Origin of the sequence: Rhizobium sp. R339 (assembly GCF_002211395.1) — a bacterium.
Taxonomy (GTDB): Bacteria; Pseudomonadota; Alphaproteobacteria; order Rhizobiales; family Rhizobiaceae; genus Rhizobium.
The window spans coordinates 343,225-356,610 of the sequence record NZ_LOKV01000024.1; the positions used below are offsets into that span (position 1 = coordinate 343,225).

The following is a 13,386-nucleotide window of genomic DNA, read 5'->3' on the forward strand; positions in this document are numbered from 1 at the left end:
AGGGCGCTGGTCGCCGCATAGGCTTTCTTTCATATGCGGGCTTTCGGCGGCGAATGAAATTTTTCGTGTTTTTTCTATTGTCATCGTGTTGACAGACTGAAATGGTCCGGTCATATACGCGGCGCAGACGACGGGCGGCAACGCTTCGAAGTCTGACGAACTTGGTCTTCAAGATCCGGACGAAAACTGGAGAGATGCCCGAGTGGTTAAAGGGGACGGACTGTAAATCCGTTGGCTCAGCCTACGTTGGTTCAAATCCAACTCTCTCCACCATTCGTCATCGGATCTGACCATCCCGCGGGTATAGCTCAATGGTAGAGCAGCAGCCTTCCAAGCTGAATACGCGGGTTCGATTCCCGCTACCCGCTCCAGCTTCCATTTAACTTAGTCTAGACGATCGCCGGCGCGATCCGCGTGGATATGTTCGGCGAAGCGGACGAATGTCGTTATCGCCCGCCTGCCGAAAACGCGCGATCCAGTCATTTTTCTTCAGGATTTCAGCGATTTTTGAGGGGGCTTCGGCGAATCGCCTTGCAGGCGGCGAATTGTCTCCCATATGCGCTGTCACGCCAAGAATGGCGTCTGCAATTAAGTCTTGCGCAATTTCGCCGAAAGCCTTAAACGGCGGCACTAAACCGGTTCGCCGGGGCCACCATTTCGTTCACAGGAAGCATTCAAATGGCAAAGAGTAAGTTTGAGCGCAACAAGCCGCACGTCAACATTGGCACGATCGGCCACGTTGACCACGGCAAGACGTCTCTGACGGCAGCGATCACGAAGTACTTCGGTGAGTTCAAGGCGTACGACCAGATCGACGCGGCTCCGGAAGAGAAGGCGCGCGGCATCACGATCTCGACGGCGCACGTTGAGTATGAGACGCCGAACCGTCACTATGCGCACGTCGACTGCCCCGGCCATGCCGACTACGTGAAGAACATGATCACCGGTGCTGCCCAGATGGACGGCGCGATCCTGGTTTGCTCGGCTGCCGACGGCCCGATGCCGCAGACGCGCGAGCACATCCTGCTGGCCCGCCAGGTCGGCGTTCCGGCGATCGTCGTGTTCCTCAACAAGGTCGACCAGGTTGACGACGCCGAGCTTCTCGAACTCGTCGAGCTCGAAGTTCGCGAACTGCTGTCGTCCTACGACTTCCCGGGCGACGACATTCCGGTCGTCAAGGGTTCGGCGCTTGCCGCTCTCGAAGACTCCGACAAGAAGATCGGCGAAGACGCGATCCGCGAGCTGATGGCCGCTGTCGACTCCTACATCCCGACGCCTGAGCGTCCGGTTGACCAGCCGTTCCTGATGCCGATCGAAGACGTGTTCTCGATCTCGGGCCGCGGCACCGTGGTGACCGGCCGCGTCGAGCGTGGCATCGTCAAGGTCGGCGAAGAAGTCGAGATCGTCGGCATCCGTCCGACCTCGAAGACGACGGTGACCGGCGTTGAAATGTTCCGCAAGCTGCTCGACCAGGGTCAGGCCGGCGACAACATCGGCGCACTGGTTCGCGGTGTGAACCGTGACGGCGTCGAGCGTGGTCAGATCCTGTGCAAGCCGGGTTCGGTCAAGCCGCACAAGAAGTTCATGGCTGAAGCCTACATCCTGACGAAGGAAGAGGGCGGCCGTCATACGCCGTTCTTCACCAACTACCGTCCGCAGTTCTACTTCCGCACGACCGACGTGACGGGCATCGTGACGCTGCCGGAAGGCACGGAGATGGTCATGCCGGGCGACAACGTCACGGTTGCCGTCGAGCTGATCGTTCCGATCGCGATGGAAGAAAAGCTGCGCTTCGCCATCCGCGAAGGCGGCCGCACCGTCGGCGCCGGTATCGTCGCTTCGATCGTCGAGTAACCTTTTAGGTTATCCACAATCAGAAAACCCCGCTGGAAACAGCGGGGTTTTTCGTTTTTGATGCCTTCCGGGTCGTTTAACAGGTGTTGTAAAAATATCGTTAAAGCCACCCGTCACAGTATTTTGTTCATCTCACGTTCAGAAAGCGGTTGTGATTGGCTCATTTTAGTCCAGACTCCTCCTTGTAAAGAGGAGAGCCCGGATGATTCCAAAGGCCACATTCGTTGCGACGATATTCGCGATGTATGTTTTCACGATGTTTTTCATCGCTGCAATTCCGCAAGAGGTCGTTCAGTCGGCCGGTGTGCAGATTAATGAGGTAAGCGTCGTCAAGTGACGACCCCTACCGGGTCATCGCAGGGGGCTGCGGTGATAGGGCAATGATTGACCAGGCGCTCCCGGATAGGGTGCTCCTGGCGAGGCGGGGTTAAACCCCTTGCAGGACGCTCGCTTGCTCTTCGCGCGGAAGCGTCTAACTATGCCTCCGGTCTCATGACGCGGAGGATATTCCATGAAGAAGCGAATCCTGTTCACAGGCGGTTCGGGCAAGGCGGGTCGCCATGCCGTGCCATGGCTGGTCAAATCAGGTTACGAGGTTCACAATCTCGATCTCGTGCCGCTGGATAGCCCCGGCGTCACCAACCTCATCGCAGACATCACCGATAGCGGTCAGGTTTTCAACGCGCTCTCCATGCATCGCGATTTTCCCGATCTCGACGCGGGCAGGGGCGTCCAGCCCTTCTATGCCGTCGTGCATTTCGCCGCCATTCCGCGCATCCTGATCAAACCTGACAACGAGACCTTCCGCATCAACACGATGGGCACCTACAATGTCATTGAGGCGGCGGTGAAGCTCGGCATCCGCAAGATCATCGTCGCGTCCAGCGAGACGACCTACGGCGTCTGCTTCGCGGAGGGACATCGCGATTTCCACCAGTTCCCGCTGGAGGAGGACTATGACGTCAATCCGATGGATTCCTACGGCCTTTCGAAGGTGGTCAACGAAAAGACCGCGCGCGCCTTTGCCGAACGGTCCGGCTTCGACATCTATGCGCTGCGCATCGGCAATGTCATCGAGCCGCACGAATATGAGAGGTTTCCCACCTATTTCGCCAATCCCGAAATGCGCAAGCGCATCGCCTGGAGTTATATCGACGCCCGCGACCTCGGCCAGATCTGCCATCTCTGCATCGAGAAGGACGGCCTCGGCTATCAGGTTTTCAACGCCGCCAACGATACCGTCTCGGCCAATACGCCGTCGAAGGAACTTGCGAAGCGATTCTTCCCGAACGTGCCCTTCACGCGCGATATCGGTGAATATGAGGGGCTGCTCTCCAACCGCAAGATCCGCGAAGTGCTGGGCTTCAAGGAGGAACACGATTGGCGGAAATACGTGAAGGTCTGACCAGGCCCCGGCCGCGCGGTTGAAAAGCCATGACCCCCATATGAGGAGAATGGTTTTGAAAATCGAAAATCGTGCTTGCCAATCCCGCGCCGCCGTCTTAAAGGGTCGCCATGCTTTTCGATAGCGATTTGCGGGCCTTGGCTTCGGCGCTGGATGATCGGCATGAAGGGGTATAGCTCAGTTGGTAGAGCGGCGGTCTCCAAAACCGCAGGTCGGGGGTTCGAGCCCCTCTGCCCCTGCCATTGCTTTCAGGCACTTGGCATCTACAAGCCGCGGAAATGGGCTCTCAGGCCCAATCTGGACAACAGATTTGGACAACGGTGGCGGCTCCGGCCTCCTCAAGGCCGCGCCTCCGGGCTCGTTCCGGGGCCTGCCGAAGCGGCACCGGCGTCCGCGCAGGCCTTAGCTGCGTTTCGCCCGGATCTCCCGGACCTGCGGGCCGCCGCCAGGCACTCCCACCGTGCCCGCGCCTGCTCCCTGCCGCACGGCAGCGCCAGAATCCAGGCCCAGACGTCGCCGCCCAGCCACCTCAGATCACCGCCGGGCAGCCGAAGGGCCGCGGGAAAGCGCCCGTCGCCCTCGTAGCGCCAGAGGGTCGTGCGGGAAAGCCCGGTGATGAACTCCACCTCCCTGCGCCTGAGCAGCCGCATCATCTCGTCCCATGCCATCGGGTCACCTCCAAAACGCGAACTGTACCGTCCGCGCTCCCGCCACGGGAGCCCGTCTACCAGTTGAATGAGTTAAAGCTTGAGGCAATGTTAGCACTATTATTCCCTGATGTCGAGGCTGTCGGGATTGGTGTTCTACCGGGGTGCGGCGAAGAACGAAATCGCGCCCCATAATAGTTGACAACGCGAAAAATTGTTTCGGGGCGAATCTTGCTGCGGTGCCGCTTGGCGAATGGAACGGAGCGCTGCCCATTCACGGCAATAAAAGTTGACATCCATCGTGCATGAGCGTAATGCTTACATAGTAAGCGAAATGTTTTGATTTAGGGACTCGTTGTTCGCGACGGGGTGGACGTCGCTGTTGGGCGCGAATCCTTGAGGGATTCAAGGACGCCGCCGACGTCGACGGCGACGGGGGCGGTCTCGGCGTGACGACGCCGGGTCCGGCGGACGGGGCGCCGACACGCCCAATCCTGATGAGGAATTCGGAGAGCGCGCAGCGACACGGCAATCGAAAGGACAGGACGTCGTGATGCGCGCCTTCGGCGCGGACAGGATTCCTCTGACCAACCGATCCGGGGTCATTCCGACCCCGCGGTTGCGGCGCCGGGCTCCAGCTTCGGCGGCGTGCCTCCGATACACCGGCAGGGCCTCCGCCCTGCGGGGAATGAACGTGGACTCGCGACGGGTGCGCGACAATGACCAAGAAAGGACACAGCTTGAACTTTGAATGGATGGACAGCGAGACGGTGCAACGCCTTCTCGAAAGCATTCAGAGCGCGAACGCGGGGACGCTGGCAAGGGCCGTCATCGCGGAAGCCCCCTTGCTGGAGTGCTACGGGACTGCAGTAGGGCACGCATTCGCCCTGACCGGGATCGTACATGGGCACCCCCGCATCGATGACGGTCGCAGGGTCGTCACCAGCCAGCTTTTCTACTTGGATAGGAACCTGGGCATCGCCCGGACGATGAACCGATGGTACCGCCTCGGCGCCCGCGACAGAAGCGGGAGGCAATGACATGCGGTTCGAGTTTGATCGCGCGCTCGCCCGAAGGCAATCCGGGGATCCCGGCATATTCCTCGCGTCCTGCACTCTCGTGTGCGCTCTGCGGGCAGCCGGGCTGTTCCGGTCTGGTGCCACCGGCTTTGTCATCTTCGTGGTCCCAAGGGGCTACCGCACGCAGGAATACGAGGCGGCAGCATTAGGCCTCCTGGGAGCCGAGCGTGGTGATTGGCTGGACCAGCAGGTCAAAGTCCGGTTTGCCAATCCACCCAAGAAGAAGGGCGTCTCCCAAAAGCGGGTGTCCATATTCGACATCAAGGGGCTGGAGGTGCTGATCGCCAGGGACATCGGCGAGGTCCCGAAAGATGTGCGGTTCGCAGCCACGGCGGTTGTTCTGGTGGAGCGGCCAACGCCGGGACACATCAATGCCGTGCGCCGGCTCTCGGGGCGGACGTCATTCTCCCGGGAGGTGGCGGCAATACTGGCAGAAAAACCGCAGAACGCGCTTCTCGCCGCGGTTCTTCAGCCGAACATGGCTGAAGGCAGGATCGGTGAAGTCAACGATCTGAATCGCTGCGAAACCGACGCGCCAAGCCTCTTCGAATTGCCGGGGTATGAGGAACTGAAGCCGTGGGCGAGAAGGCTCTCGTCTGACCTCGCCCGCTGGCGCAGCGGCGAGCTGCCCTGGAGACTTGTCAATCGGGGCGCCCTCATATCCGGCCCTCCCGGGACCGGCAAGTCCCTCTTCGCGTCGGCGCTGGCCAATGCGCTTGGTGTGAAGCTGATCTCGACCACGATAGGGAGCTGGCAGTCAGAAGGCCATCTCGATGACACGCTCGCGGCCATGAGGAAGAGCTTCAGCGATGCCGATGACGGGGATGGCTCGGTCCTGTTCATCGATGAGTTTGATAGTATCGGAAAGAGATCCGCTCGTCCTACTCACCACAACGACCACTATTGGCAGGTCGTCCTCAACGACTTTCTCTACCTGTTGAGCAACTTGGGCGATGGCGTGGTGGTGATCGGGGCCACAAATCTTCCCGAGTGGATCGATCCAGCGATCTTGCGCGCCGGGCGCCTCGAAAATCAGTTCGAGCTGGCTCTCCCGGACCATAAGTCCCGGGCCGGGATCTTAAAGCATCATGCTGGCGATGCCATATCGCTCGATTCCCTGACCGATCTCGCCGAGAACTTGGACGGCGCGTCCGGGGCTGACCTCGAGAAGCTGGTGCGCGATGCACGCGAGGCTGCGCGAAGCGAGGGTCGGGAGCTGGAACTGCGCGATCTCGTCAACCGCCTCCCGGAGAAAATGCGATACACGGCGGAACAGCAGCTCAGGCTTGCGGTCCACGAAGCCGGACATGCCCTAGTCGCGCTCGCGCTGGGGTATGCGACGAGCGTGACCATCGAGATCAAGGACAGCTTTGATCCGACTGCAACAGAGTTTCTTGGGGGGCTGGCATCATACACCCTGGTTCCGGATCACTTTCCAACCGAAACGAGTCTACGCAATCGCATCGCAGTGAGCTACGCCGGGATGGCGGCTGAGGCGGCGGTGTACGGCGATCGGTCAGTCGGCTCGGGTGGCACGCTTGGCAGCGACGTCGAACGCGCTACCTCCATTGCCCGGCGGATGGTTGCAAGCTTCGGGCTCGGCAAGACGCCAATTTTTCTCGGCACTCCTAAAGATCTCGGTGAAGGGCCGCTGCCGGAGCGGCTGGAAGCGGAAGTGGCGCAAATGCTGTCGGAGGAGTGGGAGCGCGTGCGCGCGATGCTCACGCAGGAGCGGGAACGTGTCCTTGACCTGGCGGCGGAAGTCGTCACCAATCGTTCGGTAAGGATCGAGCGCGATGGAATAGCGGAGGCCGCCTAGCGGCCTCCGGGCGATGCTATCCACTCGCTAGCGCACCGCCATTGCAGCGGCAGGGCACTCGGCCGGCCGCTGGTGGAGGCGTAGGTACACTCGTTGCTGAGATAGTGACTCGTTGGCGGCTGCTGCTAAATCGGAGTGAGGCATGTCACACGGCGGAAAGGACGATGCAGGCAAGGCCGGCGACGTTGGTCGGATCGGCGAAGAGGCAGACGATAATGAAACGCTCGGCGAAGCTTTATCAAGAGAGGGATTCGAGCCGGCCAAAGTCGGGCGCAAAGTCATGTCGCAAGGGAGACGCAGAGAGCCTTTGAAGAAGGGGCCTCCCAAAGGCTCCAGCAGGTAGACGTTTCCGGTCACGGCGTTAATAATGATGCTGACGTCGAGGAAGTCCGCCGACGCTTGCGCGCCGCCATTAACTCACAACTCGCCGAATTCGAGAAGCTGTTTGATCTCGTGGGCGAGTAAGCTTGGTACCCTCAGTTCTCTAGCAGAGGGCGGCGCATTCCCTTCAGCGCGAATCTTCTTTCCATAGGCATGAAATCAACATTAAGATGCGATCCGTTGCTCGCCATCCGGCTGGAGCTCGATCCGAAGCATGTCGATGGCCTCACACAGGAGCTTCTCTATCTTCCCCTCACAGAGCAGGAACGCCGTATCGAGCAGATCCTGATGAATCGGAAGATCCGGGAAGTCAGCTTCCGACGCAAGGTCTGCGACGTTATCGCGAAAGATGTCGATGATTACGTCCCAACAGGCGGTTCTGCCCACCAGGACATTCTTGATCAGATGGCAGCCGAGATTGCTGGAACGCGTCCGGCACTACTCGATCTCGAACTTTATGACGCTCTTTTTGAGGTCAAGGGATTTCGCCATCTCGTGAGCCACAAACACGGTTTCGACCTGAAGCCCGACAAGGTCGTCACAAACCTTGAGCTTCTCGAGTCTGCCTTTCCCGCGTTCATTGACGCGGTGATCCAACTAGAGAGGGCAATGAGGAGCGGCGACGATCCCGACGGCGAAAACGGCGAGACGTTCAGCGCGATACTGAGAAGAATGTCCTGAATTCCATTATAGACATTGTGGATGCCCGATGAGGCAGCCGCCACGGCTCCCCAGTCTCCATCTGCCACCTCAGCCGAATGGCGAGCGTATACTGTTCCATCTGCGCCAGCTCGCGCTCTGCACGGGCGTCACAAGCCGCCCACATATGGTCGGTGGCCGACGGCGGTCCGGACGTCGCGCAGAATGGCATCGCCCTCTCGGCCACCGTGCACTGGCTTTTCGACAGATCTCGCTGACCGACGACTACCGGATCCTTGTGTCGCATAGCAAGGTTCCATCGGAGCTGCGGACGCTGCTAGCGAAGCAGATGGACCGGATTCATTGCCTGACGATGCCCGCCTGTGGCCGCATCCGGCATATGTGGCGCGGCATCGCGAGCGGTTCAGTTCAATGTGACGGCCGTCTTTCCATCACGGCGGGCTCACTTCAAGGCGTCGGTATGCAATGACTGCCATAATTGGTATCGCGGCAGGCGCTTGGCGTCCCGAGGCTGCAGAACGTGAGTGTCATCGAGAATGCGACGAACTGGTCTCTGCAATATTCGAGACGACCTTGCGAAAAATGAAGCCCCTATATGGAGACATTGCGTGTCAGGCTGCCCCCGCGGGGGCTTGTTTCCTGTTCTTAAGGCATCAAAGGCCTGTGGATCCAGTTCAGTTGATCAAGTTGATGATGTAGGAGGGGACTGGACGCCATATTGGAACACTATTTATGACAAGTGCGACGCCGTACAAATTCTCGTTCGTTACAGGGGGGCTTTTTCGGAATGAAAGCCATGAGGTCGCCCGGACGTTCGAACGAATTGAGGATTGGGCGCGTACAATTGATGACTGTACCGAGCGGGCTGTTACCGCCCTTCCGAAGACTGCCTCGAACCGCAGGGCGGTTAGAGAAATCGCTCAGAGGCTGCAACTCCTCACCGCTGCAGAACGGCACTATTTCGTCGAAGTCGACGACCGCGACGAGCGCGACTACGTTCTTTGGCTATCCGTTTGCCGCGCTTATCGAATCATCTACGAGTTTGCTGTCGAAGTTGTTCGTGAGCGGTATCTCAGTTTCACTCTGGATCTGACCGGTGAAATGTTTGATCGTTTCGTTGCGGCAAAGGCAGAGTGGGAACCGCATCTGGCACGGTTGAAGCCGAGCACCATCAAGAAGTCGCAGCAGGTTCTCTTCCGTATGATGCGGGAAGCTGGCGTCATCAACGATGCGAGCCGGATCCAACCAATTCAGCCCTCGGTGCGACTTCAGACTATCATCGCCCAGCATCACCAAACGGACTTGTTGATTTTTCCAGGCGTCAGAGGGAGGAACTGACCTTGCGTCGTGCAGCTATGACCCCCAGGCAGCGTGTTGATCATCTCTATGAGGTTATCAGCAGCAGACGCTTCCTGGCCATGGAGGGTTTGAACAACGAGATTCCGTTCTTCATCTGCCCATATGCGCCGGACCAGGCGTTCGACATGGCAAATGATGTTCGGGGCCTAAAACGCCGTCTCTCCAACGCGGGCATCAAGATCCTGATGCTCGATCTTTATGATCTGAGCCTGGAGCTCCTCCGAGAACGTGAAGTCCTGGACGCGATCATCGAAGGAGAAACTGGCTATGAAAAGTCCGAGCTGAAAGAGCTTCTGCAAGGGGTTTTGGATCCTGCCAAGCACCTGATCCCGCGGATGGCGGCGCTAATGGCCTCAACGGACCATCAAGTAATATTCATGACCGGAGTCGGTGAAGTCTACCCGTTCATCCGCTCTCACAACGTTTTGAATAACCTTCAAAGCGCCGCGAAGCACTGCCCCACCGTTCTTTTTTATCCTGGAGAGTTTACGCACCAGCTTGACGGGAGTGCCTCCCTTGATCTCTTTGGAAAGTTGCACGAAGACAAGTATTACCGAGCGACAAACATCTTGCATTACGAGGTTTAATTCATGTCTATGATCCTCCGTCAGATATTCGCAAAGCCTGTTGATCGGCCTATCGACGGGGTGATCAAGGCCGACGACGAAGCGAGTCTGCGTATCGAGCTCGAAGAGTACGTCATCACGGCTGAGATCGAGCAGCGGCTGGAGCAGTTCCTCGAAGCCTATAATAACTATGACAACGCGAATGGCGTTTGGATTTCGGGTTTCTTTGGTTCTGGTAAATCGCATCTCTTGAAGATGCTCGCCCTGGTGCTGGAAAACCGGGTGGTCGATGGCAGGCCCGCTTTCGAACTGTTCCGTGACAAGGACAAGCTGGCAGGCAGGCCTATGCTGGAAGGCGCTTTAAGGAAGGCGATTGCAGTTCCGTCTAAAAGCGTCCTCTTTAACATTGACCAGAAGGCAGACGTTATTTCAAAGACCGAGGTTGATGCGCTGCTCGCCGTCTTCCAGAAGGTCTTTGACGAGATGTGCGGCTACTACGGCAAGCAGGCCCACATCGCGCAGTTTGAAAGAGACTTGGACAGCCGCGGCGAATTTCTGGCTTTCAAGGAAACCTACACTCGCGTTTCTGGCAAGCCATGGGAGCGTGGCCGCGAGCAGGCACTGCTTGAAAAAACAAGCATAGCGAAGGCCTTCGCCGAGGTCACCGGAACGAGCGTTACTGACGCGGGCGATATCCTGGGCCACTACAGAAAGGATCATCGCGTTTCGATCGAAGACTTCGCGAACACGATCAAGGCATGGCTTGACCATCAGCCCAGGGGCTTTCGACTGAACTTCTTTGTCGATGAAGTGGGGCAGTATATCGCTGACAATACCAAGCTCATGACGAACCTTCAGACGATTGCAGAAAGCCTGAACACGAAGTGCAAGGGACAGGCCTGGATCATCGTCACCGCCCAGCAAGACATGAACGCCGTCATCGGCGATATGTCGGCACGGCAGGAGAACGACTTCTCCAAGATCCAGGCTCGCTTCAGAACGCGCATGCCGCTGAATTCTGCAGACGTTGCCGAAGTCATTCAAAAGCGCCTACTAAGCAAGACCCAAGACGGCGAGATCCGGCTACGAAACCTCTTTGATCGGGAAGAAAATAATCTCCGAACGTTATTCGGTTTTGCCGACGGCTCGATGCCGCTGAAAAACTATAGCGGGCGCGACAACTTCATTTCGAGCCATCCGTTTCCGCCATACCAGTACACACTGTTCCAAGCTGCGATTTCAAAACTTTCCGAGCATAATGCCTTCGAAGGCCGCCATAGTTCGGTTGGTGAGCGCTCCATGCTGGGCGTTTTCCAAGAGGTCGCGACCCAGATGAAGGAACTTCCCTACGAGGGTATCGCTACCTTCGACATGATGTATGAAGGCATCCGTGCCGCACTGAAATCGACGGTTCAGCAGTCCATCCACTACGCGGAAAAGAATATCGACAACGCGTTCGCGGTGAAGATCCTTAAGGCGCTATTCCTTGTGAAGTATGTGAAGGGCTTCAAGCCCACCGTACGCAACATCGGAATCCTCATGTTGAAGGACTTCGAGACAGATCAGACTGCCCTCCGGCGAAAGATCGAGGAAGCCCTAAACGATCTCGAAAGAGCGACGCTGATCCAGCGAAACGGCGACGTATACGAGTTTCTTACGAGTGACGAAAAGGACGTTGAATCGGAGATCAAGGCCGTCGATGTCGATCTATCGGAACTCATCAAGGAATTTGAGGATCTGGCCTTCGACACGATCCTCAGACACCGCAAGATCAAGTATGTCACCACAGGTCATGAGTACCCCTTTAGCCGCAAGATCGACGATACACTGCGGGGGCGCGAATACGAGCTATCTTTGAACCTCATCACGCCGTTGCACGAATCCGCGGCAAATCCGGATGCCGTCCGGATGCAGACGTTGGCGAAGGACGAGCTCGCGATTGTCTTGCCGCAGGACGATCGGTTCATGAAGGACCTCCGGCTCTACAGGCAGACGCTCAAGTTCGTTCGCCACGCTCGCGATGCTGCGCAGACTGGTCCGCGTGAACGCATCGTCACTGAGAAGGGTGAGCAAAATGCCCGTCGGTTCAAAGATCTTGAAGTCCGGTTGCGAAAGCTGCTCGAAGACGCCCGGATCTTTGTCCGGGGAGACGAACTCGAAATCAATTCTGAAGACCCACAAGAGCGGATCGTCAGGGCGTTTCAGACGCTGATCGAAAAGGTCTATGTCAACCTGCCCATGTTGCGGGGTGTCAGCTACGCGGAAGCCGACGTTTTGAAGGCGGTCCGGCCGGACAGCAGCCTTTTCGGCGCTGGCGGAACGGGTTTGACTGAGTCAGAACAGGAGGTTCTCAACCACACCCAATCCCAGGCGCGGCTCGGAGTGAAGGTGAGTGTAAAGGCTCTCCTGGAAAAGTTTGGCTCCAAGCCGTTCGGATGGCCGAGTTTCGCCGTCCTCTGCGTCGTTGCCAGCCTCAGCACGAAAGGCAAACTCGAGGCCCGCGCCGACAGCGCGGTGCTGGAGGGCGTGCCGCTGGCCAAGGCGTTGTCGAACAGCAATGCCGTGGGCAACATCTTGCTGACACCTCAAATCGAATTCAGCGCGCCTCAGATCCGGAAAGCCAAGGACCTCTTCAAGGATTTCTTCGACGCGCCTGCCGAGAGCACGGATGCGCGCGCTCTCGGTGCTGAGTGGCTGGAGGCTCTTCGGCGGCTAGACAAGGATCTTGGGGGCTTTCAGGCGCTGAAGACCAGCTATCCTTTCCTTGCGGCGCTGGATCCGCTGGCCACGAAGATTACAGGAATGCTTAACAAGCAGCCTGCCTGGTTCATCACGGACCTTGCGGCACAGGAAGATGCCCTGATGGATGCCAAAGAGGACATCCTGGATCCGATACGGCGGTTTATGGGGACCGCGCAGAGCCCTGGCGCGCAGAAGGTCATCTATGACGATGTGCGGTTGTTCCTCGGGTCCCACGAGGCGAACATTGGTGATGTCGATCCAGCTCAAGGTGCTGTGCTAAAGGCAACGCTCGCAGATCCAAGCTGCTTCAAGGGAACATCGGTTCAGGATCTGAAAAACACGCTTTACGAGCTCAAGAATGCAGTAGAGTTGAAGGTAGTTGAAGAGCGCAAACTCGCCCTCGATGAGCTGGAGGGCTGCCGGACGAAGCTCCAGCATGTGGAGGCGTTTACCGATCTCAACGATGCAGCTAAGGCGAAGATCGAAAACAGGATCAGCGCCTATCGAAGCGAGATCGAAGATGCCAAGGTCATTGCCGTCCTCCGCAACAAGGCGGCGCTTGTGGCAACGCGTCTTCTGCCTGACCTCTTGGTGGCGATCGATGCGATGTCGCACCCAGAACCGCAACCGCGAAACCCGGAACCCGTCCCCACATCTGGCGGCGGAATGAACGAGAGACCGCAGCCGGACTTCAAACCTAGCCCCAAGCCCGCACCGCCAACGGAAACCTACGTGAACGCCTCGCAGGTGAAAGTGAATGTCGGCAAACCCCTGCTTACCGACGAGGCTGATGTCGAAACCTATGTCACTGCATTGAAGAAGACCCTGCTGGCTGAGATCCGCAAGGGCAAAAAGGTCATTGTTTAATCATGGA

The 13,386-nt window shown here is 58.1% G+C and carries 9 protein-coding genes, 3 tRNA genes and 1 pseudogene; all 13 read left to right on the top strand.

Features of this window, described 5'->3' with window-relative positions:
- Positions 1–188: 188 nt before the first annotated feature.
- The 13 genes and pseudogenes from ATY76_RS24525 to brxC all read left to right on the top strand — a co-directional run bounded on the left by ATY76_RS24525 (position 189) and on the right by brxC (position 13,379).
- A tRNA-Tyr gene (locus ATY76_RS24525) sits at positions 189–273 on the top strand.
- Between the two features lie 24 nt (positions 274–297).
- Positions 298–371 (top strand) — tRNA-Gly (locus ATY76_RS24530).
- Between the two features lie 307 nt (positions 372–678).
- The gene (gene tuf / locus ATY76_RS24535) at positions 679–1,854 is read left to right on the top strand and encodes an elongation factor Tu (RefSeq protein WP_088677281.1); all 1,176 of its coding nucleotides are present in this window, start codon (positions 679–681) and stop codon (positions 1,852–1,854) included.
- A gap of 202 nt (positions 1,855–2,056) precedes the next feature.
- Positions 2,057–2,191: a hypothetical protein gene (locus ATY76_RS34480; RefSeq protein ID WP_257784632.1), complete on the top strand. Its 135-nt coding sequence runs from the start codon at positions 2,057–2,059 to the stop codon at positions 2,189–2,191.
- A gap of 174 nt (positions 2,192–2,365) precedes the next feature.
- On the top strand, positions 2,366–3,259 hold the full coding sequence (locus tag ATY76_RS24540) for an NAD(P)-dependent oxidoreductase (protein ID WP_088677282.1): 894 nt from the start codon (positions 2,366–2,368) through the stop codon (positions 3,257–3,259).
- Between the two features lie 166 nt (positions 3,260–3,425).
- Positions 3,426–3,501: transfer RNA gene (locus tag ATY76_RS24545), tRNA-Trp, on the top strand.
- 1,124 nt (positions 3,502–4,625) lie between these two features.
- The gene (locus tag ATY76_RS24555; protein ID WP_088677284.1) at positions 4,626–4,946 is read left to right on the top strand and encodes a DUF6634 family protein; all 321 of its coding nucleotides are present in this window, start codon (positions 4,626–4,628) and stop codon (positions 4,944–4,946) included.
- 1 nt (position 4,947) lies between these two features.
- Positions 4,948–6,804 carry an AAA family ATPase gene (locus tag ATY76_RS24560; protein WP_088677285.1) on the top strand — a complete coding sequence of 619 codons (1,857 nt, stop codon included), beginning with the start codon at positions 4,948–4,950 and terminating at the stop codon, positions 6,802–6,804.
- A gap of 561 nt (positions 6,805–7,365) precedes the next feature.
- Positions 7,366–7,866 (top strand): hypothetical protein, encoded by a 501-nt coding sequence (locus ATY76_RS24565; protein ID WP_245310060.1) that lies wholly within the window; start codon positions 7,366–7,368, stop codon positions 7,864–7,866.
- A 131-nt stretch (positions 7,867–7,997) separates the two neighbouring features.
- Positions 7,998–8,262, top strand: a pseudogene (locus ATY76_RS24570) (HNH endonuclease); the annotation flags it as partial.
- Positions 8,263–8,577: 315 nt separating this feature from the next.
- Positions 8,578–9,183: a DUF1819 family protein gene (locus ATY76_RS24575; RefSeq protein ID WP_088677286.1), complete on the top strand. Its 606-nt coding sequence runs from the start codon at positions 8,578–8,580 to the stop codon at positions 9,181–9,183.
- A 2-nt stretch (positions 9,184–9,185) separates the two neighbouring features.
- Positions 9,186–9,791: a DUF1788 domain-containing protein gene (locus tag ATY76_RS24580; protein WP_245310062.1), complete on the top strand. Its 606-nt coding sequence runs from the start codon at positions 9,186–9,188 to the stop codon at positions 9,789–9,791.
- Positions 9,792–9,794: 3 nt separating this feature from the next.
- Complete coding sequence (gene brxC / locus ATY76_RS24585; RefSeq protein ID WP_088677288.1) at positions 9,795–13,379, top strand: BREX system P-loop protein BrxC; 3,585 nt, start codon at positions 9,795–9,797, stop codon at positions 13,377–13,379.
- The last annotated feature ends 7 nt before the right edge of the window (positions 13,380–13,386 follow it).